Below are 23136 nucleotides of genomic sequence, written 5' to 3' on the forward strand. Positions count from 1 at the left end.
CGGACGTCTAGGTCTCCGCGAGAGACGCCAGCGCCTCGTCCAGCAGCCGCCGCAGCCGCAGCGCGTCCGGTGCCACGGCGGTCACCAGGGCGGCGGGACCGGCGAGCGGGACCACCGAGGCCCCTTCCCCGAGTGCCCGGGCCGGCACCGGCTCGGCGGCGAACTCCGGCCGCACAATGAGGAGTTGACCGACCGACCGGTGCCCCCCGAGCACCGCGGGGCCGTCCCAGCCGCCCGGCGCGCCGGGCCCGCAGGCCAGTTCCTGGTCGAGCAGGACCTGCCCGGCGACCCGCACGGTCAGCCGGCTCGTCAGCCGCCCGGGCTCTTCACCGGCCCGTCCGAGCACCTGCTCCTCACGCAGCACGAGCCGGGCCGTGGCGGCGAGTTCGACGCGGGTCGTGACGTACAGGTCGCTGTCCTGTGCGGAGATCAACTGCTCGGGCAGCCAGTGCAGTTCGGCCTGGTCGGCAACGTCGAGCCGGACGTCGTAGCGGGCCTCTCCCTTGGCCTGCCCCGGCAGGGCGATGGTGGCGGCGGCCGAGCCGACGGACAGCCGCGCCCCCTCCTCCACCCGGGCTCGCACGGTGAAGTGGTCACCGCCGAGCGGCCCGCTCATCGCTCCGACCAGCATGACCCGCGCCTCGGCACCGCTCGCCCGGGTGCGCCGCAGCGCAAGCGGTCCGTCGCTCTCCAGCAGCGGCAGGGCGGTTCCGCCCCGGCCGTCGTCCCGGGCGACGATCCTCGCCACGGACCGCACCCCGGCGCTGTTCACGCCCGTGCCGTCCATGCGGCGAGCTGCGCACGCACCCAGGCCGCGACATCCGTCACCCCGGGCCCGCTGCGCAGCGACTGGAAGACGACCGGCAGTTCGGCCCGCTGTGCCTTGGCGTCGGCCGCCATCCGCGCGAGGTCGGAGCCGACGTACGGTGCGAGGTCGGTCTTGTTGACGACGAGCAGGTCGGCGGTGGTCACGCCCGGACCGCCCTTGCGCGGGATGTCGTCGCCCCCCGCCACGTCGATCACGAAGATCTGCGCGTCGACGAGCCCCTTGGAGAAGGTCGCGGTGAGGTTGTCCCCACCGGACTCCACGAGGACCAGGTCCAGCGGCCCCACCGCGTCCTCCAGGTCCTCCACCGCTTCCAGGTTGGCGGAGATGTCGTCCCGGATCGCGGTGTGCGGGCAGGCTCCCGTCTCCACCGCGGAGATCCGCTCGGGCGGCAGTACGGCCTCCCGGAGCAGGAACTCGGCGTCCTCGCGGGTGTAGATGTCGTTGGTGACGACCGCGAGGGACAACTCGTCCCGCAAGGCGCGGCACAGCGCGGCGACGGTGGCGGTCTTCCCGGACCCGACGGGCCCGCCGAGTCCGATCCGCAGGGCCCGGCGGCTGCCGTCGGGCCGGAGGGCGTCGGCGCTGACGGCGCCGGGGCCGTCGTGGGTGTGGTCGTGGTCGAGGTGCATCGGGCGGCTCCCGCGTTCTTGTCCGACTGATTCGAGTGGTGGTGGGGGAAAGGGATTGATCGATTGCCTATGAGGCGAAGAGCCGCACGGGCCAGGCCGCGTGCACCTCCGCCCCGATCTCGAGCAGCGGCGCCGACCCCGCCGGCAGCGCGTCGACCCCCTCGTCGACCACCCTCCGTGCCGCCTGCACCGCCCGGTCCACGACGCGGTCCACCTCCGGCGCCAGCCGGGCCAGCACCCCCGTCGCGTCGAAGGGATCCAGACTCAGCAACCGCACCGTCGCCGTGGCGGGCCCGCTCACGCTCTCGTACGCCGCGCAGTACGCCGCGTCGACCGGCCCCAGCCCGGCCGCCCGCGCCGCCAGCCCGAGTACCACCGGCTGATGGGCGCCCTTGGGGAACTCCCGGGCCAGGGCGTCCAGCTCGGCGGACGGCCAGGTCGCCCGGGCGGCCCGCATCAGCTGCCGCCCCAGCTTGCGCGCGGCGACCCGCAGCGCGGGCGAGGGCGTACGGGCGTCCGCGGCACGGTCCAGCATGACGGGGTCGATCCCCAGCGCGGCAGCCGCCGAAAGGGCCGCCGCGACCGAACCGGCCGTGTGCAGGCGCCCCCGGCAGAAGTCCGCCAGGCTCGCCGCCCCGCTGATTCGCCCGGCCTTGACCGCCGCCTCCGCCCCGCCGGAATGGGCGTGGCCGCCGGCGGGGAAGCGGCCGTCGGCCAGGACGAGCAGTGCCGCACGTGACATCAGGACGTCCTCAGAACAGGAAGTACCGCTGGGCCATGGGCAGTTCGGCCGCCGGCGCCGCCTCGACCAGCTCCCCGTCGATGTGCACGGCGAAGCTGTCGGGGTCGACCCGTACGTCGGGCCGGGCGTCGTTCTCCCGCATGTCGGCCTTGGTGACGCCGCGCGTCGACTCGATCGCGACGAATGGTTTCCCGAGGCCCAGCCGCTCCGGCAGCCCGTCCTCGACGGCCAGGGGCGCGACGAAGTTCACGGAGTTGGCGGCGGGCGCCCGCCCGATCGCCCCGAACATCGGGCGCGGCAGGACCGGCTGGGGTGTGGGGATCGAGGCGTTGGCGTCGCCCATCTGCGCGTAGGCGATCTGCCCGCCCTTGATCACGAGCTGCGGCTTGACGCCGAAGAAGGCCGGCTCCCACAGCACCAGGTCGGCCAGCTTGCCGCTCTCCACCGACCCGATCTCCCGGGCCAGGCCCTGGGCGAGCGCCGGGTTGATCGTGTACTTGGCGACATAGCGGCGTACTCGCCGGTTGTCGGCGCGGCCGTCGCCGGGCAGCGCACCCCGGCGCCGCTTCATCACGTGCGCGGTCTGCCAGGTCCGCATGACGACCTCGCCCACGCGCCCCATGGCCTGCGAGTCGGAGGAGATGATCGAGATCGCGCCCAGGTCGTGCAGCACGTCCTCGGCGCCGATGGTGGACGGCCGGATCCGGGACTCGGCGAAGGCCAGGTCCTCCGGCACGGCCGGGTTGAGGTGGTGGCACACCATCAGCATGTCGAGGTGTTCCTCGGCGGTGTTGACGGTGAACGGCCGGGTGGGATTCGTGGAGCTCGGCAGCACGTGCGGCTCGGAGACCACGGTCATGATGTCCGGCGCGTGCCCGCCGCCGGCGCCCTCGGTGTGGTAGGCGTGGATGCCCCGTCCGGCGATCGCGGCGAGCGTGTCGCCGACGAACCCGGCCTCGTTGAGCGTGTCCGTGTGGATGGCGACCTGGATGCCGGTCTGCCCGGCGACGGTGAGCGAGGCGTCGATGACGGCCGGGGTCGAGCCCCAGTCCTCGTGCAGCTTCAGGCCGAGTGCGCCGCCCCGGATCTGCGACAGCATCGCCTCGTGGGAGACGGTGTTGCCCTTGCCGAGCAGGCCGATGTTGAGCGGGTAGGCCTCCATGGCCTCCAGCATCCGCGCGAGATGCCAGGGCCCGGGGGTCACGGTGGTGGCCTTGGAGCCCTCCGCGGGGCCCGTACCGCCGCCGACGAGGGTCGTGATGCCCGAGGACAGCGCCTCGTCGGCGATCTGCGGGCAGATGAAGTGCACGTGGGCGTCGATCGCGCCGGCGGTGAGGATCCGCCCGTTGCCGGCGATGATCTCGGTCTCGGGGCCGATGACCAGGTCCGGGTGCACACCGTCCATGGTGTCGGGGTTGCCGGCCTTGCCGATGCCGGTGATCCGGCCGTCGCGGATGCCGACGTCGGCCTTGACGATGCCCCAGTGGTCGATGATTACAGCGCCGGTGATGACGGTGTCCGGGGTGCCCTCCGCACGGGTGGCGCGGGCCTGGCCCATGGACTCGCGGATGACCTTGCCGCCGCCGAACACCGCCTCGTCTCCGGCGCGCCCGGGCCCGCCGGAACGATCCTCCTCGATCTCGACCAGCAGATCGGTGTCGGCGAGCCGGATCCGGTCGCCGGTCGTCGGGCCGAACAGGTCGGCGTACGCGGCACGCGAGATCTCAGGCATCGAGGGCACCTCCGGTCTCCCCGCGCAGACCGGGCACGACGCGGGCGCCGGTCAGCGGTACGAGTTCGACGTCGACGGGGATCCCGGGTTCGAAGCGCACGGCCGTGCCGGCGGCGACGTTCAGCCGCTTGCCGCGCGCGGCGGCGCGGTCGAACTCCAGACCGGGGTTGGCCTCGGCGAAGTGGTAGTGGGAGCCGACCTGTACGGGCCGGTCGGCGGCGTTGAGGACGGTGAGCCGGGTGACGTCGCGGCCCTCGTTGTAGACAATCGGGTCGTCGGCGAAGAGGATCTCTCCGGGGGTCATCGAGGCCTCTCTCAGACGATGGGCTCGTGGACGGTGACGAGCTTGGTGCCGTCCGGGAAGGTGGCCTCGACCTGGACGTCGTGGATCATCTCCGGGACGCCTTCCATGACGTCGTCCCGGGTGAGCAGCGTGCGTCCGGAGGACATGAGCTCGGCGACGGTACGGCCGTCACGGGCGCCTTCGAGGATGTGCGACGTGATGAGGGCGACCGCCTCGGGGTGGTTGAGCCTGAGCCCACGGGCCCGGCGCTTCTCGGCCACGTCGGCCGCCACGTGGATCAGCAGTCTCTCTTGCTCGTGCGGGGTCAGTTGCACGTCCCACCTCACAGTCCTCGCTCCGGACCGTGCGGGGCCCGGTTGCCGCAGCCCCGGGGAAAAGCCCTGGTGGCGTGGCGGCAGGCTAGTTGGACCGGGTTTCAGGCACGTTAACCGGGCCGTGCTCGTTCGGGCCGGCGAGCGGGCGCGTGCTCCGGGCGCGGAGACTACGCCGGGTCGGCCCCCCGGTGCTCCGCCGCGATCCCGAACCGCTGCCGTTCGCGAGGAGCGGACGCGACATCGCGGACCGTGGAGACCGCGCTGATCACCTGCTCCTCCGCGGGCTCCACGAGCTCCTGGGTCTCGTCGAGCCGCCGCAGGTCATCGGCTGAGACGAGGGCGACGAGGGGCTTCCCGTGCCGGGTGACGACGACGCGCTCGCCGCCGTACACCACGCGGTTGATCAGGTCGGCGAGCTCAGCCCTGGCTTGCGTCACCGGAATCTCGTAGGCCATGCCCCTAGCCTACGCGGCGTCCATGACGTCCGTGGGATCCATAGAGACCATAAAAACCGCAGGTCAGAGGCGGGTTTGACCGGTGACTCACCCACGGGGCCCGTGAGCTGGTCGAGGCCGCCGAACGCCTGCTCGCGCTGTCCGTGTCCGTCGAGACATGATGTCCGAGGCCCTGGCCCATGAGATCAACACGGACTTTCTGTCACGTCCCCCAGGCCGCAGTGCGGTTGACCTCCAGGTGGTGAGCCACGGCTCTGGCCCGGGCCTCATGGTGCATGCGTGGGTGCGGCCCTACTTGATCGCCCGCTTGCCGCTGAGGATCTTGGTCATGGAAGCCGGCCGTGTCGATGTTCTCCTGAACCTCCACACGGAAACGCTCCCGCGTCACCGGCGCGTCCGGCAGCTCGGGGTCCAGCCCTTCGGCCAGCCGTCGCGCCGCCGCGATCCTCTCGCGCAACGGCAGCTTCTTGATCTGCTGACGCTGCACCACGGGCCCGGCGCACCGCGGCGTGATCTACCCGCCCCCACGATCTGCCTCCATTCTGAAAAGTACGTCCTGTACATTTTTTACAGACACAGCTGTCGCCGGAGACGGCTCTGCCCGCGAGGAGGGGGTCGCCATGACCCGACCGTCCGCCCGTTACGTGCTGCCCGAGTTCACCGAACGCACGGCGTCCGGACAACGGTCGATGGATCCGTACTCGAAGCTGCTGGAGGAGCGGATCGTCTTCCTCGGGACGCCGGTGGACGAGACCTCGGCGAACGACGTGATGGCCCAGTTCATGTACCTCGAGCACCAGGCCCCCGACCGTGACATCTCGCTCTACATCAACTCCCCCGGCGGCACCTTCCACGCCATGTCGGCCATCTACGACACGATGCAGTACGTCGCCTGCGACGTGGTGACGACCTGCCTGGGCCAGGCCGGCGCGGCCGCTTCGGTGCTGCTGGCGGCGGGCACGCCCGGCAAGCGATCCGTGCTGCCGGACGCGCGGGTGGTGATCCATCAGCCCGCCCTGCCCGAGCCGGTCCGCGGACAGGCCAGCGATCTGGCGATCCAGGCCGACGAGTTGACACGCATCCGGACCCGCATGGAGGAGATGCTCGCACGGCACACGGGGCGCACCCGGGAGCAGGTGAGCGCGGACATCGAGCGCGACAAGGTCCTCACCGCCCAGGAGGCGGTGGAGTACGGCCTGGTGGACCGGATCATCCCCAACCGCAAGGCCACCCTGGCCCCGCCGACCGGAGAGTGAGCCGCCGGTGCTCCCACCCGAACTGCCGCCGCTGCCCGCGCTGACACGCGCCGAGGCGGAGTTGATCGACCGTTACCTGGAGGTCGTCGATCTGCTCGGCCGGATCAACCCGGCGCTGCCCGGCGACACCTATCGCGGACTGCGCGCCGCCCAGGCCCTGGTCGGCAAGGCGACCGCGCTGCGTGACGCACTGACGCTGATGCACCAGCGGGGCGAGACGGAGCTGCACGCCGGCACCCTCGGCCGGGCACTGCGGGTGCTGGACGGCGAGCGGCGCACGGCCCGCGTCACCCTGCCCCCCGAGTCCGTCAGTTGACGCCGCCTCACCGGCCCGGACACCCGCCCTGTCGACGGAGCGCCCGGGCCTGAGTCGAAACGGGCCGAACGACGTACCCCTGTTCGGAGTAGACGAGAGTCCTTTTTTCGGGCCCTCACAGTTGCGCAACGCGCGTGACCGAAGGGCGGAATGGGACATTCCATCGCTGGTCCGACGGCCAGTGGGCCTGTGGACCGTGGCTCGAACACAGACGTGTCCACCCGAACGGGTGAGTGGTGAGTAACAACACAAATCCCCGGTTCCGTTGGGATTTCGGGACAACCATGAGCCAAGATCCCGTCTGACGACAAGCCCCCGCCGCAGCGGCGGGGCGGTCCGGGCGGACGCCGAGTCCTGCCGCCGCCCGGATGACCGGTCGACAGGAGTGGATCGGCAGGAGTGGAGGACCCAAGCACGACGGGTCGCCGGGACGGTCACGCCATGACCGGGTCCGAGCAGCCCTTGGGGTGAAGCCGCGTCAGCGGCCGGGCAACTTCGCCAGCCCGAATCCGACAGGTCATCCTTCACAGGCGGCTGACGAAGGGTTGCGCATGACTGCGCTCAATCGTGTCCCGTCGCTCATGGTCCGGGCCGGTACGGCCTCGGCCCTCACCATCGCCGCCGTGGGCGGCTCGATCGTGGCTCCCGGCTTCTCCTCCGAGGCGGCGGCAGCCACACCGGCGACCAAGGCACTCCAGATAGCGGCCTCGAAGAAGGGATCGCCCTACAAGTACGGGGCCACCGGCCCGCACAGGTTCGACTGCTCGGGTCTCACGCTGTACTCGTTCAAGAAGGCGGGCAAGAAGCTCCCCCGCACGGCCGCCCAGCAGTACAACAAGACGCGCCACATCTCCGCCAAGAACCGCAAAGCCGGAGACCTGGTGTTCTTCCACTCGGGCAGCAGCGTGTACCACGTCGGTATCTACGCGGGTAAAAACAAGCTCTGGCACGCCCCCAAGAGCGGGGACGTGGTGCGGCTGCAGAAGATCTGGACCAAGAGCGTCTGGTACGGACGCGTGAGGTGATCCGCCCGGCGTGCGGCGGCGTCCCTGACGCGCCGCCGCACGCCGGGGCGTGACACGGCCTCAAGTGGTTACCCGTCCCCCATGGCCGAGCACCGTCCCTGCACCGCGCGCGGCGAGACTCCGCTGCAACGCGCCGACCGGAACTTCGTCGAGCTGCTCCAGGAGCTCCGGGTCACCCAGACGGGCGTACAGATCCTCTTCGCGTTCCTGCTGTCGCTCGCGTTCACCTCGCGCTTCACGTCCCTCGACACGGTCCAGCGCGTCACCTACGTCATCACGCTGCTGCTGGCGGTCCTGGCCGCGGCCCTGTTCACCGCGCCGGCCGCGCTGCACCGCTCGCTCTTCCAGCAGGGCGCCAAGCCGCGCATCGTGCAGGTCTCCTCACGACTGGCCACCACCGGTCTGATCGTTCTGGTGTTCGCCTTCAGCGGTTCGGTCCTGCTGGTGGTCGATGTGACGACCAGTCGGGCCGGCGGCATCGCCGCGGGCGCGGCGACGTTCCTGGTCTGCGTCGGTCTGTGGGGGCTGCTCCCCCGGCTGGTGCGGCGAGCGGGGCTGCGCGACGAGACGCAGGGCAGCCCCGGACGGCCGCAAGCCACCAGCGAGGAGCCTGCGTCCCGGGGTCCCGTCCGGATCCCCGCACCGCCGCGCGGCACGATCAGGCAGCCCTCAGGGGTTCGAGAAGGAGCAGCACGCCGAGAAGCGTCAGCGCGGCCCCGGTGACCCCCTCGACGGCCCGCGCGGCACGCGGCTCCCGCAGCCGGCGGCCGAGTCGGTCCACCAGCAGCGCCACGGCCGGGAACCACAGCAGGGCGAGGACCACCACGATCAGCGCCAGCAGCAGCGTCCGGGGCAGCGCGGGACCGCTCGCGGGCACGAACTGCGGCAGCAGGCTGAGGAAGGTGATGGGCGCCTTCGGGTTCAGGGCGTTCGTGACGAAGCCCTGCCGCAAGGGACGCACGGCGGACGAAGCGGTCCCCGTGGTTTCGGCGACCACGGCACGGTGCCCGCGCAGTGACCACAGCGTCCGCGCTCCCAGGTACAGGACGTAGCCGCCGCCCAGCAGCTGGAGCGCCCGGAACAGCGCGGGCACGGCGGCCAGGACCGCGGCGACCCCCGCAACGGCCAGCGCGGTGTGCAGGAGCAGCCCGCCCGCGATGCCGAGCGCGCAGGCCACGCCGGCCCGGCGGGAGACCAGGGCGTTGCGCACGACCACCGTGAAGTCGGCGCCCGGCATCGCGACCATGCCCGCCGCCACCCCGGTGAAGGCGATGAGTTGTGCGTCCATGCGGCCAGCCTGCCGGACCAGGGCCTTCAGCAGGTATGTCGAATATCCTGAGGAAGCCTTAAGCATCGCTTTGGTCTGTGGAGGTCAGCGGCATGTACGACCCGACCCGGCTCGCGGCTCTGGTCGCCGTCGCGGAGGCCGGGTCCATCACCCGGGCGGCCGAGCGCCTCGGTTACACCCCGCCCGCGCTCTCCCAGCAACTGGCCAAGCTGGAGCGGGAGGCCGGCTCGGCGCTGCTGGTCCGGCATCACCGCGGGGCGCGGCTGACGGGCGCGGGCGAGCTGCTGGTGGCACGGGCCCGGCGCGTGCTCGACGAGTTGGAGCGGGCCCGTCATGAACTGGCCCGGCTGGCCGGTCTGTCGGGCGGCGTCCTGAGGCTCGGGACGTTCCAGACGGCGGGCATCCATCTGCTGCCGCCGGTACTGAGCGCGTTCCGCCGGGCTCACCCGGATGTGGAGCTGTCCGTCGCCGACCACGAACCGCCGACCGGTGTCATGGCCGTGGCCGCCGGTGACATCGACCTGGCCCTGACGCACACGTACGAGCCCGCCGACGCCCTCTCGCTCCCCGCTTCCGTCCGCTTGGAGCCGGTCCTGGTGGAGGAGCTGGTTCTGGTGACCGCCCCGGGTCATGCCCTCGCCGACGGCACGTCCAGGCTTCCCTTGACGGAACTGGCAGGTCAGCCGCTGATCAGCATGGCGCCGGAACATCCTTCCCGGCAGGGTGTGGAGGCGGCGCTGGCGCGGGCCGGGGCCAGCCCGTCGGTCCTGGTCTCGACACCCGGCTATGCGCTGGTGTGCGCACTGGTCAGCGCGGGGCTCGGGGTGGGCGTCGTACCGGAGATGGTGGCGCGGACATCGGTCACGCCGGTCGGGGTGCGCCCGCTCGGGGCGGGCGAATTGCGCCGTACGATCTCGGTCGCCTACCGGGGCGAGGAGGCGGCGCCTGCCGTGGAGGCCTTCCGGGCCCTGTTGCGCGGGGCGTTCGGCCGCGCGCGGCACGCGTCAGAGATGCGGTGAGATCACGGCTCCTGCTGCCCCGCAGCCGTCACGGGCTGGACCGGGACGGTCCACGGGAGTTCGATCGAGATGGTCTTGCCGCCCTCGCGGGTGCGGCGGATCCTGAGCCTGCCGCCGCATTCCGCGGTCAGCCAGCGGATGATGACGAGGCCGCGCCCGTTGTCCTGCTGGACGGCGGCGGGCAGGCGTCTGGGGAATCGCGGGTGGCTGTCCGTGACGCCGATGCGCAGGTGTTCGTCGCGGTCGAGTTCGACGTCCACCGTGAAGGTGGGCGACTGTCCGAACGTGTGCTGGACGGCGTTGGTCGCGAGTTCGGAGATGATGAGCCGGATGGTGTCGGACACTTCCGTGTCCGCCGGCAGGCCCCACTCCGCCAGCGTGCCCACCACGTAGGCGCGCGCTGCGGAGACCGAGGCGGGATCGCTCGGCAGAGTGACGGATGCTTCCAAATGGTCTGCCATGGCGACGTCGTCCCTTTCCCACGGGACCGCAGTCCGACACGGAGCGGAAGGTTCGAGTACGGTCCCGGACTGGTGCTTCGTCGCCAGAGTGCCACCAGAACACCCCGGAAGGGCGGCGATCCACCAAGATATGCATATATCTGTCGCTCAAAGCGGTGAACTCTGCGACGCGAGACCGTATTTGGGTGGCTCGGAAGGAGTAAGGAGTAACCCATGCAGCACGGTCCCGCGGTGCGCCGCCGGAAACTGGGCGCCGAACTTCGCGCGCTGCGCACCTCGGCGGGGCTCACCAGTGGTGAGGCGGCCCGGCTGGTGGGCTGGCACCAGTCGAAGGTCAGCCGTATCGAGACGGGCACGAGCGGGGTGAAACCGGCCGATGTGCGGTTACTTCTCGACGCGTACGCCGTGGCGGACGCTCAACTGCGCGAGTTGCTCATGGTGTTGGCGGGGTCCGAGGACAGTGGCGGGCGGACCCACTGGTGGCACGCCTACCGCGGGGTGCTGCCGCCGACCTACCGGGACTTCATCAGCCTGGAGTCACAGGCCGGCGCGATGCGCACGCTGGAGACCACGGTCGTCCCGGGGCTGCTCCAGACGCCCGAGTACGCCCGTGCGGTGACGAAGGCCGCGGTGGAGGGGCTGCCGGAGGACCGGCTCGACACGCTGGTCGAGGTGCGTCTGGCCCGGCAGGACGTGCTGCGCGCGGATCCGCCGCTGGAACTGAGCGCCGTCCTGGACGAGGCGGTGCTGCGGCGGGAGGTGGGCGGGCCCGGGGTGATGGCCCGGCAGCTGGAACGGCTGGTCGAGGCGGCGCGGCTGCCCCAAGTGCGGCTCCAGGTGCTGCCGTTCGCCGCCGGGGCGCACATCGGAGTCACCGGCCCTTTCGTTATTTTCTCATTTTCGAGCACATCTGATCTGGATGTTGTTGTTCTCGACCACTTGACGAGTAGCCTCTACCTCGAACGGAAAGAAGACCTCCGGGCCTACACGGAGGCCTTCAACGCCCTTCAGATCCACGCCCTTTCGCCCGAGGACTCGTTGGATTTCATCGCCGGGACAGCCGCCGGCGCGTAAGGAGGCACCATGCGTGCACTGCCTCGTCACGTCCCCTCAAGCATCGAACTGCACGGTGTGCGGTGGTTGCGCAGCAGCTACAGCACCGGCGCGAACAACTGCGTCGAGACCGCGTGTCCGGCCGCCCCGCCCTGGGCCGGACTGCTCGCCGTGCGCGACTCCAAGGACCCGGCCGGGCCCGCACTGCTCTTCTCACGGAGGAGCTGGACGGAGTTCACGGCCGCGGTCGACCGCATCTGAGCCGCATCCGAACCACTCCTGATCAGTCCGTCGTCGAGCGACGCACGGCCGTGTCACGCCGACTCATGGCCGCGTCTCGCCGATCAGTCGTACAGCGCGTTCGATCTGTTCCGCGGTCAGGTCCGCGCGGGCGGTCAGCCTGAGCCGTGAGATGCCGTCGGGCACGGAAGGAGGACGGAAGCAGCCCACGGCCAGGCCCGCCGCGCGGCACCCGGCCGCCCAGCGCACGGCGTCCTCGGGAGAGGGCGCCCGCACCGAGACCACCGCGGCGTCCGGACGTACCGCTTCCAGACCCGCGGCGGTCAGGCGTGCGTGCAACTCGCCCGCCACCGCGCGGACCCGAGCCGCGCGCTCCGGCTCGCGGCGCAGCAGCCGCAGTGCCGACAGGGCCGCCCCCGCCGCCGCGGGGGCGAGACCCGTGTCGAAGATGAACGTCCGTGCCGCGTTGACCAAGTGGTCGATCACCCGGGCCGGGCCGAGGACGGCTCCGCCCTGACTGCCGAGCGACTTGGACAGCGTGACCGTCACGACGACGTCGTCGGCGCCCGCGAGCCCCGCCGCGTGCGGGGCGCCGCGGCCGCCGTCACCGAGGACGCCCAGGCCGTGGGCGTCGTCCACCACCAGACCCGCGCCGTGCTCCCGGCACGCCTCGGCGAGCGCGGCGAGCGGGGCCGCGTCGCCGTCGACCGAGAAGACCGTGTCGGACACGGTGATCGCCGTGCCCCCGTGCGTGTGCAGCGCCTTGCGCACGGCCTCCGGCTCGGCGTGCGCCACCACCTGTGTGGTGCCGCGGGCCAGCCGGCAGCCGTCGATGAGCGAGGCGTGGTTGCCCGCGTCGGAGACGATGAGGGAGCCGTGCGGGGCCAGCGCGGTGACCGCCGCGAGGTTGGCCGCGTAGCCGGAGGAGAAGACGAGGGCCGCCTCGACACCGCAGAAATCGGCCAGTTCCCGTTCGAGTTCGGCGTGCAGTTCGGTGCTGCCGGTGACGAGCCGGGAGCCGGTCGAGCCGCCGCCCCAGAGCCGCGCGGCACGGGCCGCACCCTCGGTGACCTCGGGATGGCGGGCCAGTCCCAGGTAGTCGTTGCTCGCCAGGTCGAGGAGCGGTGAAACGGCCGGACGGGGGCGCAGTGTCCGTACGAGTCCGGCGCGACGGCGCAGCCGCGCCTGCTCGTCGATCCAGCCGAACGCCATGGGGGGTCCTCCGGGGAATTTGTAGGCAGTGCACAGACACTAGCGGGCCCACCAGCAGGTCAGTGTGTGGCAATACCCACACCTCGAAGCGCCTCTGTTGTACGAACTCTCCTTGGCCGCGGGCGGCTCCGTACGACAGGATCGGCTCCCATGGACCTGCTGAACACGCTGGTGGACAAGGGGCTTCGGCGCGAACTGCCGACCCGCGAAGAGGCGCTGGCCGTCCTCGCCACGTCCGACGACGACCTGCTCGATGTGGTGGCCGCGGCCGGGAAGGTGCGCCGGCACTGGTTCGGCCGGCGGGTGAAACTCAACTATCTCGTCAACCTGAAGTCCGGCCTGTGTCCCGAGGACTGCTCCTACTGTTCGCAGCGACTCGGCTCCCGGACCGGGATCCTGAAGTACACCTGGCTCAAACCCGACCAGGCCTCCGATGCGGCCGCCGCCGGGGTCGCCGGAGGCGCCAAGCGGGTGTGCCTGGTGGCCAGCGGGCGCGGCCCGACCGACCGGGACGTGGACCGGGTCTCCGAGACGATCAAGGCCATCAAGGAGAACAACGAGGGCGTCGAGGTGTGCGCGTGCCTCGGGCTGCTCTCCGACGGACAGGCCGAGCGGCTGCGCGAGGCGGGCGCCGACGCCTACAACCACAACCTCAACACGTCCGAGGCGACGTACGGGGAGATCACGACCACCCACACCTACGCCGACCGCGTGGACACCGTCGAGAAGGCCCATGCGGCAGGGCTGTCCGCCTGCTCCGGGCTGATCGCCGGCATGGGCGAGTCGGACGAGGACCTGGTCGACGTCGTCTTCTCGCTGCGCGAGCTGGACCCGGACTCGGTTCCGGTCAACTTCCTGATCCCGTTCGAGGGCACCCCGCTCGGCAAGGAGTGGAACCTGACCCCGCAGCGGTGCCTGCGGATCCTGGCCATGACGCGGTTCGTGTGCCCGGACGTCGAGGTGCGGATCGCGGGCGGGCGCGAGGTCCATCTGCGCACGATGCAGCCGCTCGCCCTGCACCTGGCCAACTCGATCTTCCTCGGCGACTACCTCACCAGCGAGGGCCAGGCGGGCAAGGCCGACCTGGAGATGATCGCGGACGCCGGGTTCGAGGTGGAGGGCACCGACCAGGTGACGCTGCCGGAGCACCGCGCGGCCGGCGGCTGCCACGACGGCGGCGGGGTCTGCGGTTCCGAGGGCGGCGGAGTCTGCGGTTCCGCTGCCGCCCCGGAGTCCTCCGAGCCCCGTACGGCAGCCGAGCCCCGTACGGCCGCGGAGCCCCGCACCGACCTGGTCGCCGTCCGCCGCCGGGGCGCCGGAACGGACCTCGCGCCCAATGCCTGAGCTGACGGTGCCCGAACTGCTGGAGCTCGACCGGCGGCACGTGTGGCATCCGTACGGCCCGATGCCCGGCCGGCAGGAACCGCTCGTCGTGGAGTCGGCGAGCGGGGTGCGGCTGCGGCTCGCCGACGGCTCGGGCGAGCTGGTCGACGGCATGGCGTCCTGGTGGTCGGCGATCCACGGCTACAACCACCCGGTGCTGAACGAGGCGGCGCGCGGGCAACTGGAGCGGATGAGCCACGTGATGTTCGGCGGGCTCACGCACGAGCCCGCCGTGCGGCTGGCGAAGCTCCTTGTCGACATGTCGCCCGAGGGTCTGGAGCATGTGTTCCTCGCCGACTCCGGGTCCGTGTCGGTCGAGGTCGCGGTCAAGATGTGCCTCCAGTACTGGCGCTCGCTGGGCCGCCCCCGCAAGCAGCGGCTGCTGACCTGGCGCGGCGGATACCACGGCGACACCTGGCAGCCGATGTCGGTGTGCGATCCCGAGGGCGGGATGCACGAGCTGTGGACCGGGGTACTGCCCCGTCAGGTGTTCGTCGGTCCGCCTCCGGTCGAGTACGAGGAGTCGTACGCCGAACTGCTGCGCGCGTCGATCGAGCGGCATGCCGACGAGCTGGCCGCGGTGATCGTGGAGCCTGTGGTGCAGGGCGCGGGTGGGATGCGGTTCCACTCCCCCGCCTATCTGCGGGTGCTGCGCGAGGCGTGCGACGCGCACGACGTGCTGCTGGTGTTCGACGAGATCGCGACCGGCTTCGGCCGTACGGGCGCGCTGTTCGCGGCGGACCACGCGGCCGTGACGCCGGACGTGATGTGCGTGGGCAAGGCGCTGACCGGCGGCTATCTGACCATGGCGGCGGCGCTGTGCACGCCGCGGGTGGCCGACGGCATCTCGCGCGGCGAGGTGCCGGTGCTCGCGCACGGCCCGACGTTCATGGGCAATCCGCTGGCGGCGGCGGTGGCCTGCGCCTCGATCGAGCTGCTGCTCGGCCAGGACTGGCGCACGGAGGTCAAGCGGATCGAGACGGGGCTGCGGGACGGGCTCGCGGCGGCCGCGGAGCTGCCTGGCGTCCAGGACGTGCGGGTGCTCGGCGCCATCGGCGTCGTGCAGCTGGATCATGCCGTGGACATGACGGCGGCAACGCGGGCGGCCGTACGCGAGGGCGTGTGGCTGCGGCCGTTCCGCGATCTGATCTACACCATGCCGCCGTACGTCACGGGCGACGCGGACGTGGCGCGGATCGCGCGGGCGGTGTGCGCGGCGGCACGGGAGGGATGACATGCCGGTACTGGTGATCACGGGCACGGGCACGGAGGTCGGCAAGACTGTCGTGACCGCCGCGGTGGCCGCGACGGCGCTGGCGGCCGGCCGTTCGGTGGCCGTGCTGAAGGCCGCGCAGACGGGAGTACGGCCGGACGAGCCTGGGGACGCCGCCGAGGTCGCGCGGCTCGCGGGTGCCGTGACGGCGGCGGAAATCGCCCGCTATCCCGAGCCGTTGGCGCCCGCCACGGCCGCCCGCCGGGCCGGTCGCGCCCCCGTGCACCCGCACGAGGTCGCGGAGGCCGCCGCCAAGCTGGCCACCGAACACGATCTGGTGCTGGTCGAGGGCGCGGGCGGACTGCTCGTACGGTTCGACCCGGCCGGCGGCACCCTGGCGGACGCGGCCCGGCTGCTGTCGGCGCCGGTGCTGGTCGTGGCGTCGGCGGGGCTCGGCACCCTGAACACGACGGAGCTGACGGCGCGTGAGCTCCGCTCCCGGGGGCTGGACCTGGCGGGGATCGTGATCGGGAGCTGGCCCGCCGCGCCGGACCTCGCCTCGCGCTGCAATGTCGCGGACCTGCCGGACGTGGCCGGGGCTCCGCTGCTGGGCTCCGTTCCCGCCGGGTCGGGGGCCCTGTCCCCCGCCGCCTTCCGGGCGGCCGCGCCGCACTGGCTGGCACCGCGCCTGGACGGTACGTGGGACGCGGAGGCGTTCCAGGTGCGGGAGGCGCCTCCGGCGTTCTGAGGGTTCCGGCGGGCGCCCGGTGAGAACCGGCGCGGACGTGATCGCGTGTTGGACTACGTACGTGATCACCTTCGAAGGGAACACCGTGCACACCACACACCCGCGCCCGTCCCGGCGCACGGCCCTGACGCTGGGCGCCGCCGCCGCTCTCTCGCTGGGCGCCGGCACGGCCCACGCCTTACCCGGTACGGGCGGCGTCACCGCACGGCTGAGGGAACTGGAGCGGGAGCACACCGCCCGGCTGGGTGTGTACGCGCGGAACATGCGTACGGGCCGGACGGTGGCGTACCGGGCCGGTGAACGCTTCCCGATCGCCTCGGTGTTCAAGACGCTCGCCGCCGCGGCCGTCCTGCGTGACCTCGACCGCGACGGCGAGTTCCTGGCCAGGCGGATCCACTACACCCAGGACTGCGTGACGAAGTCGGGCTACTCCCCCGTCACCCAGGAGAACCTCGCGACCGGCATGACCGTCGGCGAACTGTGCGACGCGACCATCCGCTTCAGTGACAACGCCGCGGGCAACCTGCTGCTGAAGGAGCTGGGCGGACCGACCGCCGTCACGCGCTTCGCCCGTTCGATCGGTGACGGTGTCACCCGGCTCGACCGGTGGGAGCCGGACCTGAACAGCGCGGAACCGTGGCGCGTGACCGATACGACGTCTCCCCGCGCGATCGGCCTGTCCTACGCCCGTCTCGTGCTCGGCGACGTGCTGGAGCCCCGGGACCGGGCACGGCTCACGGACTGGCTGCTGCGCAACACCACCAGTACCGAGAAGTTCCGCAAGGGCCTTCCCCCGGAATGGCTTCTCGCCGACAAGACCGGCCAGCCGGAGTACGGCGGCGCCCACGACGTGGGCATCACCTGGCCGCCCGACGGCACGCCGATCGTGCTGTCCGTGCTGACGATGCAGCCCGAGCGGGACGCCCCGGCCGACAACGCGCTGGTGGCCAGGACGGCCGCGTTGCTGGCGGCTGAACTCGGGTAGGGAGTGCGAGTGGGAGGCGTACGGCCTTGGGACGCCTGGCTCGTCGGGGGCGCCGCCGGTGTCGCCGGTCTGCTGGCCCTGCACTCCGCCGTGCCCAACGGGTTCGGGCGGCTCGGGAGCCTCCTGGAGACGTTCCTGCCGTGGCTGGGCGTGGCCGTGCCTCCCCTCGGCTGCCTCGCCGTGCTCAGGCGGTCGGTGGCGGGACTGCTCGCCTGCCTGGTGCCCGTCGCGGTCTGGCTCTGGATGTTCGGCGGGCTGTGGTTCTCCTCGCCGCCCGAGTCGTACGACCTGACCGTCGTCCAGCACAACGTGGCCGACGACAACGCCGACCCGGCGGGCACCGCGCGGGCGCTGCGCGCCACTCGCGCGGATCTGGTGGCCGTGCAGGAGCTGACGACCGCGGGGCGCCCGGTGTTCGAGGACGTCCTGGGCGCCTCCCACCCGCACCGGGCGGTCCACGGCACGGTCGGGCTCTGGTCGGCCCATCCCCTCTCCGGCGTACGGCCCGTGGACATCCGGCCCGAGGGCTTCCCGGGGAGCTGGCGGCGCGGTCTGCGGGCCACCGTGTCCGCGCCCGGTGGGAAGGTCGCGGTGTACGTCGTCCATCTGCCGTCGGTCCGGCTGGGTCCGACGGGGTTCGCCTCGGCGGCCCGCGACGAGAGCGCGGCGCTGCTCGGGGCCCGGATCGCGGACGACCCGGCCGGCCGGCTCCTGGTGGTGGGCGACCTCAACGGCACGGTGCGGGACCGGGGGCTCGGTCCGCTCACCTCCCGGCTCGACGCCCCGGCCTCGGGGTTCGCGTTCAGCTGGCCGGCCTCCCTGCCGGTGGCCAGGATCGACCAGGTGCTCGGGAGGGGCGCCGAGGTGACACGGGTGTCGGCGCTGGGCTCGACCGGGAGCGACCATCTGCCGGTGCTGGCTCGCGTGCGTCTGCGGTAGGCGGCTCGCCGTCGGGCAGGGGTGCCCCGGGCGTTTCCTGGGGACAATCGCCGTAAGGCCCGCCTCGTCAGGAGGTCTCTCATGCCGCTCCGGTCCGCCCGCTCCGGCAAGGTGTCACGGGATGCCGTGCACCATCCGCTGTTCGCCCGTTACTACGCCCGGATCAGTGTCACCGCCGAGACCCGGATGGGCATGGGCAGAGTCCGCGAGAGGTTGCTCGGCGGGCTGTCCGGGCGGGTGATCGAGATCGGCGCGGGCAACGGGCTGAACTTCGCGCACTACCCGGGCACCGTCTCGGAGGTCGTGGCCATCGAGCCGGAGCGGCGGCTGCGGCAGCTGGCCGTGGAGGCGGCGCTGCGGGCGGAGGTGCCGGTGGACGTGGTGCCGGGTGCGGCCGAGGCGCTGCCGGTCAAGAGCGAGGGCTTCGACGCGGCCGTGGTGTCGCTGGTGCTGTGCAGTGTGCGGGACGTGCCCCGGGCGCTGGCGGAGCTGCGGCGGGTGTTGCGGCCGGGTGGTGAGGTGCGGTTCTTCGAGCACGGCCGGGGCGGCGGCCGGGTGATGACCGTCAGCCAGCGTGCGCTGGACCGGACGGTGTGGCCGGTGCTGAACGGGGGCTGCCACCTGGCGCGGGAGCCGGTGCGGGCGCTGCGGGACGCCGGGTTCGAACTCGGCCCGTACCGGCAGGTGATGATGCCGGAGGAGGGGCCGACGCTGCCCACCTCGTACTGCGTGCTGGGCACGGCGTGGCGTCCGGTCGGTACGTAGTCACCGGGTCACAGGCTCCACTGGCGCAGCTCCTGTTCGATGTCCCGCACGGATGCCTCGCCGCTCTTGACCAGCCGGGCGAGGTCGCGGACCTGCTCGGGTGAGGTGACGACCTTGGCGCCGCTGGCGACGAGGTACGCGTAGGCGACGGCGGAGGCGAACAGGGCGTTGGAGCGTTCCAGCGCGGGGACGTGGATCAGGAGCTGGAGCAGCGCGGCGGCGCGGGCGTGCGGGCTGTCGTAGACGGGGACGTCGAAGATGGCGGCCTGGTGGCGGGCGACGGCGGCGACGAGGGCTCCCCAGTCGGTGACCTGGGGGTCTCCCGGGGTCTTCTGCTCGGCGAGCATCAGCAGCCAGGCGAGGTCGATCTCGAGGTTGTTCAAGGGTTCAGTGGCGACCTTCGCGCGCGCCCTCGCGGTCCTCCCCCACTCTCGGCTTCGCTCGAGCGGGGGCACCCCCGTCGAACTCCTCGGCGAAGACGGACTCGTACTGCTTCATGAAGTCGGCGGCGGCCTCCACGAACGTGTGGCCCACCTCGCCGGTGTCCTGTCTGACCAGCTCCTCGATGTAGCGGTTGACGCTCATGCCGCGGGCCAGGGCGCGTTCGCGGGCGGCTCGGGCGGTGCCCTCGTCGACTCGCACGTTCAGTTGGGTCTTCGCCATACCTCGAAGCTAGCGCGCAGGCGCTAGCACCAGCAAGGGCGGGACTCCGACCCGAGGAGGATACCGAGTGTGGGCCGCGTCACATTACCCTCGGGCAAGGTGACGCAGTCCGACGTCCACCACGAGGAGGCGGCCTTGTCCACACCTGCTGCGGAACACGTCCCCGGCCTCGCGTCGGCCGACGGGATCGCGGCCCGGGCCCGCGGCCTGACCAAGGCGTACGGCTCGGGCGAGACGACCGTGCTCGCGCTCGACGCGGTGGACGTCGACATCGTCAGCGGCCGGTTCACCGCGGTGATGGGACCGTCGGGCTCCGGGAAGTCCACGCTGATGCACTGCCTGGCGGGGCTCGACACCGTCTCGGGCGGCCAGGTGTGGCTCGGCGACACGGAGATCACGGGCCTGAAGGAGCGCGAGCTGACGCGGCTGCGCCGCGACCGGATCGGGTTCATGTTCCAGTCGTTCAACCTCATCCCGACCCTGAACGCGCTGGAGAACATCACCCTGCCCATGGACATCGCGGGCAAGAAGCCCGACGAGAAGTGGCTGGACCAGGTGATCGACACGCTGGGCCTGCGGGACCGGCTCGGGCACCGGCCGTCGCAGCTCTCCGGCGGCCAGCAGCAGCGCGTGGCCTGTGCGCGTGCGCTGGCCTCCCGCCCCGAGCTGATCTTCGCGGACGAGCCGACCGGGAACCTCGACTCGCGCGCCGGACTGGAGGTGCTCGGCTTCCTGCGCGAGGCGGTGGACCAGCTCGGGCAGACCGTCGTCATGGTCACCCACGATCCGGGCGCCGCCGCCCACTCCGACCTGGTGCTCTTCCTCGGGGACGGCCGGATCGTCGACGAGATGCGGCGACCGACCGCGGAGACCGTGCTGGAGCGCATGAAGCGCTTCGACGTGATCCGCGCCCGCCCCGAGGACGCGCCGCCCGCCGCGGGGCCCGACGGCGCCCCGTCCGCCGGGGAGCACTGATCCCGTGCTCAAGGCGACCCTGAGGAGCTTCCTCGCGCACAAGGGGCGGCTGCTGCTCTCGGCACTCGCCGTCCTGCTGTCCGTCGCGTTCGTCACGGGCAGTCTGATCTTCTCGGACACCGTCAGCCGTACGTTCGACCGGCTGTTCGCCTCCACCGCGGCCGATGTGACCATCAGCCCGAAGGAGGACCTCGACGAGGCCGTGCCCTCCGGCCGGACGGCCACCCTGCCGGCCGCGCTCGCCGAACGCGTGCGGCAGGTCGACGGGGTCGCGGCGGCACGCGCCGAGGTGGACGTGCAGGGCCTCACCGTCGTCGACGAGGACGACGAACCGGTCGGTCCGACCACCGGCGCTCCCACGCTCGGCACCGCCTGGAACCCGAACGAGCGCAGCCCCGTGGAACTCACCTCCGGTCACGCCCCGCGCGGCGACGGGCAGGCGCTGCTCGACTCGGAGACCGCCGACCGCAAGGACGTGCGCATCGGCGACACCCTCACCGTGATCGCGCCGCCCGGGTCGTTCGAGGTCCGGGTCGTCGGCATCGCCACGTTCACGACCACCAACCCCGGCGCCGCGCTGGTCTTCCTCGACACCCCCACCGCGCAGACGAAACTGCTGGACAGCCCGCGGGCCGCCACCAGCATCTCGGTCGACGCCGCCGAAGGTGTCAGCGACGAGCAGCTCAAACAGCGCGTGGCCGCCGCGCTCGGCGCGCACACCTACGCCTTCAGGACCGCCGACGAGCAGGCGAAGTCGGACGTCGAGCAGCTGGGCGGATTCCTCGACGTCATCAAGTACGTGATGGTCGGCTTCGCCGGGATCGCCGTGCTGGTGGGCGTGTTCCTGATCGTCAACACCTTCTCCATGCTCATCGCCCAGCGCACCCGCGAGCTGGGACTGCTGCGCGCCCTCGGCGCCGACCGGCGCCAGGTCCGCCGCTCGGTGCTCACCGAGGCCCTCCTGCTCGGACTGGTCGGCTCCACGCTGGGACTCGCCGCCGGCGTCGGGCTCGCGGCCGGGCTCATCGAGCTCATGGGCCTGCTCGGCATGAACATCGACGCCGGCGAGATGGTCATCGGCTGGGTGACGCCCGTGACGGCGTACGTCGTCGGTCTCGGGGTCACCTTCGTCGCCGCGTACCTCCCGGCGCGGCGGGCCGCCGGGGTCTCGCCGATGGCCGCGCTCTCGGACGCCGAGGTCGCCGGGGTGGGCCGGCCGCTGCGGCTGCGTGCGGTGGCGGGCGCGGTCGTCGGGGCGGCCGGTGCGGCGGCGCTCGTGGGATGCGTGGTGTCGGAGCGGACGTCGTCGGCGGCGTCGCTGCTGGGGCTCGGTGTCGTGCTCACCCTGATCGCGACCGTGATCGCGGGGCCGCTGCTGGTGCGCCCGGTGATCCGTGTGCTCGGCGCGGCCTTCCCCGCGCTGTTCGGGTCGATCGGCCGGATGAGCCAGCGCAACGCCCTGCGCAATCCGCGCCGCACCGGGGCCACCGCCGCCGCCCTAATGGTGGGCCTCGCCCTGGTCGGCGGGATGTCGGTGGCGAGCGCCTCGATGACCAGGTCGTTCGACCAGCAGATCGACAAGACGCTGGGCGCCGACTTCGTGATCCAGAACTCCAACTTCCTGCCGTTCCCGGAGGAGGTCACCGGCAAGGTGCGCGGCACCGAGGGCGCGGGCCTCGTCGTGCGGGGGCGGTTCACGCCGGTCGGGGTACGGCTCCCGGACGGCGACCGCGTGGAGACGACCGCCGCGGGGTACGATCCGCGGCTCGACGAGGTCGCCAACATCACGTACGCACAAGGGGACTCGGCGGCCGCGCTCGCGGACGGGCGCCTCGCCATGGACCGGGACTTCGCACGCGACCACGACGTGACGGTGGGCAGCAGGCTCCCGGTGGAGTTCCCGGGCGGGCGCAGGGCCGAACTGACGGTCGGCGCCCTCACCGACCAGGACTCCGCCGAGGGGTTCGGCACGCAGGGCGGGCTCTACTTCGGCCTCGCCACCCTGGAGCGGTACGCGCCGGGCGGGCAGGACTCCGCGCTGTACGTCAACGCCGCCCCGGGCACGAGCGGCGACGAGCTGCGCGCGCGCCTGGAGCGGACCCTGGACCCCTACCCCCAGGTGCAGGTGAGGGACCTGGCCGACTACAAGCAGCTGGTGCACGACCAGATCGCCGTTCTGCTGTACCTCGTGTACGCGCTGCTCGGTCTGGCGATCATCATCGCCGTGCTCGGCGTGGTCAACACCCTCGCGCTGTCGGTCGTCGAGCGCACCCGGGAGATCGGGCTGCTGCGGGCGATCGGGCTGGCGCGTCGGCAGCTGCGCCGGATGATCCGGCTGGAGTCGGTGGTGATCGCGGTGTTCGGGGCCGTCCTGGGGCTCGCGCTGGGTCTGGTGTGGGGCGTGTGCACCCACGAGGTGCTGGCCCTCCAGGGCATGACGGCCCTCGCGATCCCGTGGACCACGATCGTCGCGGTGGTGATCGGCTCGGCCGTGGTGGGGGTCGTGGCGGCGCTGCTCCCGGCGTTGCGTGCCTCCCGCATGAACGTACTGGCGGCCATCGCGCACGAGTGATGGAATCGCGGCGGGTAC

Annotated in this window: 28 protein-coding genes and 1 riboswitch; of the genes, 15 read left to right on the forward strand and 13 right to left on the reverse strand. The window is 72.1% G+C overall.

Annotated elements, in window-relative coordinates:
• Positions 1-7: 7 nt before the first annotated feature.
• The 8 genes from GTY47_RS36685 to GTY47_RS36720 all read right to left on the reverse strand — a co-directional run bounded on the left by GTY47_RS36685 (position 8) and on the right by GTY47_RS36720 (position 5495).
• Positions 8-787 (reverse strand): urease accessory protein UreD, encoded by a 780-nt coding sequence (locus tag GTY47_RS36685; RefSeq protein WP_010041068.1) that lies wholly within the window; start codon positions 785-787, stop codon positions 8-10.
• Positions 769-1458 (reverse strand): urease accessory protein UreG, encoded by a 690-nt coding sequence (ureG, locus tag GTY47_RS36690; RefSeq protein ID WP_010041070.1) that lies wholly within the window; start codon positions 1456-1458, stop codon positions 769-771. The genes GTY47_RS36685 and ureG overlap by 19 nt, the downstream gene beginning before the upstream one ends.
• Positions 1459-1525: 67 nt before the next feature.
• A complete protein-coding gene (locus GTY47_RS36695) occupies positions 1526-2200 on the reverse strand; it encodes an urease accessory UreF family protein (RefSeq protein WP_010041073.1) in 675 nt (224 codons plus the stop codon).
• A 10-nt stretch (positions 2201-2210) separates the two neighbouring features.
• Positions 2211-3932 (reverse strand): urease subunit alpha, encoded by a 1722-nt coding sequence (locus GTY47_RS36700; protein WP_010041081.1) that lies wholly within the window; start codon positions 3930-3932, stop codon positions 2211-2213.
• Positions 3925-4236, reverse strand: a complete 312-nt coding sequence (locus tag GTY47_RS36705; RefSeq protein ID WP_010041085.1) for an urease subunit beta — start codon at positions 4234-4236, stop codon at positions 3925-3927. The genes GTY47_RS36700 and GTY47_RS36705 overlap by 8 nt, the downstream gene beginning before the upstream one ends.
• Before the next feature lie 11 nt (positions 4237-4247).
• On the reverse strand, positions 4248-4550 hold the full coding sequence (locus GTY47_RS36710) for an urease subunit gamma (RefSeq protein ID WP_010041087.1): 303 nt from the start codon (positions 4548-4550) through the stop codon (positions 4248-4250).
• 167 nt (positions 4551-4717) lie between these two features.
• Positions 4718-5005, reverse strand: coding sequence for a type II toxin-antitoxin system Phd/YefM family antitoxin (locus GTY47_RS36715; protein WP_010041088.1), 288 nt, complete (start codon positions 5003-5005; stop codon positions 4718-4720).
• A gap of 202 nt (positions 5006-5207) precedes the next feature.
• Positions 5208-5495: a hypothetical protein gene (locus GTY47_RS36720; protein ID WP_010041089.1), complete on the reverse strand. Its 288-nt coding sequence runs from the start codon at positions 5493-5495 to the stop codon at positions 5208-5210.
• A gap of 130 nt (positions 5496-5625) precedes the next feature.
• On the opposite strand from GTY47_RS36720, the gene GTY47_RS36725 reads away from it, so the two are divergent.
• The 4 genes from GTY47_RS36725 to GTY47_RS36740 all read left to right on the forward strand — a co-directional run bounded on the left by GTY47_RS36725 (position 5626) and on the right by GTY47_RS36740 (position 8325).
• Complete coding sequence (locus tag GTY47_RS36725; RefSeq protein ID WP_010041091.1) at positions 5626-6261, forward strand: ATP-dependent Clp protease proteolytic subunit; 636 nt, start codon at positions 5626-5628, stop codon at positions 6259-6261.
• Positions 6262-6268: 7 nt separating this feature from the next.
• The gene (locus tag GTY47_RS36730; RefSeq protein ID WP_010041092.1) at positions 6269-6577 is read left to right on the forward strand and encodes a hypothetical protein; all 309 of its coding nucleotides are present in this window, start codon (positions 6269-6271) and stop codon (positions 6575-6577) included.
• 335 nt (positions 6578-6912) lie between these two features.
• Positions 6913-7125, forward strand: a riboswitch (cyclic di-AMP (ydaO/yuaA leader).
• 3 nt (positions 7126-7128) lie between these two features.
• Positions 7129-7602: a C40 family peptidase gene (locus tag GTY47_RS36735; RefSeq protein WP_010041093.1), complete on the forward strand. Its 474-nt coding sequence runs from the start codon at positions 7129-7131 to the stop codon at positions 7600-7602.
• Between the two features lie 81 nt (positions 7603-7683).
• Positions 7684-8325 (forward strand): DUF6328 family protein, encoded by a 642-nt coding sequence (locus GTY47_RS36740; RefSeq protein WP_010041094.1) that lies wholly within the window; start codon positions 7684-7686, stop codon positions 8323-8325.
• Here the strand turns inward: GTY47_RS36740 and GTY47_RS36745 are convergent.
• Positions 8261-8890 (reverse strand): LysE family translocator, encoded by a 630-nt coding sequence (locus tag GTY47_RS36745; RefSeq protein WP_010041095.1) that lies wholly within the window; start codon positions 8888-8890, stop codon positions 8261-8263. The two genes, GTY47_RS36740 and GTY47_RS36745, sit on opposite strands and share 65 nt — an antisense overlap.
• Before the next feature lie 92 nt (positions 8891-8982).
• On the opposite strand from GTY47_RS36745, the gene GTY47_RS36750 reads away from it, so the two are divergent.
• Positions 8983-9909, forward strand: a complete 927-nt coding sequence (locus GTY47_RS36750) for a LysR family transcriptional regulator (RefSeq protein WP_010041098.1) — start codon at positions 8983-8985, stop codon at positions 9907-9909.
• Between the two features lie 2 nt (positions 9910-9911).
• Here GTY47_RS36750 and GTY47_RS36755 read toward each other — a convergent pair whose 3' ends face one another.
• The gene (locus GTY47_RS36755; protein WP_029181257.1) at positions 9912-10370 is read right to left on the reverse strand and encodes an ATP-binding protein; all 459 of its coding nucleotides are present in this window, start codon (positions 10368-10370) and stop codon (positions 9912-9914) included.
• A 213-nt stretch (positions 10371-10583) separates the two neighbouring features.
• Here GTY47_RS36755 and GTY47_RS36760 point away from each other — a divergent pair, with 213 nt between their 5' ends.
• Both GTY47_RS36760 and GTY47_RS36765 read left to right on the forward strand, forming a co-directional pair.
• Entirely contained in the window at positions 10584-11444 is an 861-nt protein-coding gene (locus GTY47_RS36760; RefSeq protein WP_010041100.1) for a helix-turn-helix transcriptional regulator, read from the forward strand.
• A 9-nt stretch (positions 11445-11453) separates the two neighbouring features.
• Entirely contained in the window at positions 11454-11684 is a 231-nt protein-coding gene (locus GTY47_RS36765; protein ID WP_010041101.1) for a DUF397 domain-containing protein, read from the forward strand.
• 63 nt (positions 11685-11747) lie between these two features.
• On the opposite strand, the gene GTY47_RS36770 is transcribed toward GTY47_RS36765, so the two are convergent.
• Complete coding sequence (locus GTY47_RS36770; RefSeq protein ID WP_010041102.1) at positions 11748-12875, reverse strand: 8-amino-7-oxononanoate synthase; 1128 nt, start codon at positions 12873-12875, stop codon at positions 11748-11750.
• 150 nt (positions 12876-13025) lie between these two features.
• Here GTY47_RS36770 and bioB point away from each other — a divergent pair, with 150 nt between their 5' ends.
• From bioB to GTY47_RS36800, 6 genes are all read left to right on the forward strand, one after another.
• Entirely contained in the window at positions 13026-14219 is a 1194-nt protein-coding gene (gene bioB / locus GTY47_RS36775; protein ID WP_010041104.1) for a biotin synthase BioB, read from the forward strand.
• A complete protein-coding gene (locus GTY47_RS36780) occupies positions 14212-15492 on the forward strand; it encodes an adenosylmethionine--8-amino-7-oxononanoate transaminase (RefSeq protein ID WP_010041106.1) in 1281 nt (426 codons plus the stop codon). Before bioB ends, GTY47_RS36780 begins: the two co-directional genes overlap by 8 nt.
• 1 nt (position 15493) lies before the next feature.
• On the forward strand, positions 15494-16219 hold the full coding sequence (gene bioD, locus GTY47_RS36785; protein WP_010041108.1) for a dethiobiotin synthase: 726 nt from the start codon (positions 15494-15496) through the stop codon (positions 16217-16219).
• 61 nt (positions 16220-16280) lie between these two features.
• Entirely contained in the window at positions 16281-17204 is a 924-nt protein-coding gene (gene bla, locus GTY47_RS36790; protein ID WP_010041111.1) for a class A beta-lactamase, read from the forward strand.
• Between the two features lie 9 nt (positions 17205-17213).
• Entirely contained in the window at positions 17214-18143 is a 930-nt protein-coding gene (locus GTY47_RS36795) for an endonuclease/exonuclease/phosphatase family protein (protein ID WP_010041113.1), read from the forward strand.
• Positions 18144-18224: 81 nt separating this feature from the next.
• Positions 18225-18908: a methyltransferase domain-containing protein gene (locus GTY47_RS36800; protein ID WP_010041114.1), complete on the forward strand. Its 684-nt coding sequence runs from the start codon at positions 18225-18227 to the stop codon at positions 18906-18908.
• A gap of 8 nt (positions 18909-18916) precedes the next feature.
• On the opposite strand, the gene GTY47_RS36805 is transcribed toward GTY47_RS36800, so the two are convergent.
• Both GTY47_RS36805 and GTY47_RS36810 read right to left on the reverse strand, forming a co-directional pair.
• A complete protein-coding gene (locus tag GTY47_RS36805) occupies positions 18917-19291 on the reverse strand; it encodes a hypothetical protein (RefSeq protein ID WP_010041116.1) in 375 nt (124 codons plus the stop codon).
• Positions 19292-19295: 4 nt separating this feature from the next.
• On the reverse strand, positions 19296-19571 hold the full coding sequence (locus GTY47_RS36810; RefSeq protein WP_010041119.1) for a hypothetical protein: 276 nt from the start codon (positions 19569-19571) through the stop codon (positions 19296-19298).
• A 135-nt stretch (positions 19572-19706) separates the two neighbouring features.
• Between GTY47_RS36810 and GTY47_RS36815 the strand changes: the two genes are divergently transcribed.
• On the forward strand, positions 19707-20546 hold the full coding sequence (locus GTY47_RS36815; protein WP_050810254.1) for an ABC transporter ATP-binding protein: 840 nt from the start codon (positions 19707-19709) through the stop codon (positions 20544-20546).
• 4 nt (positions 20547-20550) lie between these two features.
• Entirely contained in the window at positions 20551-23118 is a 2568-nt protein-coding gene (locus GTY47_RS36820) for an FtsX-like permease family protein (protein WP_010041124.1), read from the forward strand.
• Positions 23119-23136 lie beyond the last annotated feature (18 nt).

It is taken from the genome of Streptomyces sp. SID5464, assembly GCF_009862985.1.
In the GTDB taxonomy this organism is placed as follows: domain Bacteria; phylum Actinomycetota; class Actinomycetes; order Streptomycetales; family Streptomycetaceae; genus Streptomyces; species Streptomyces chartreusis_D.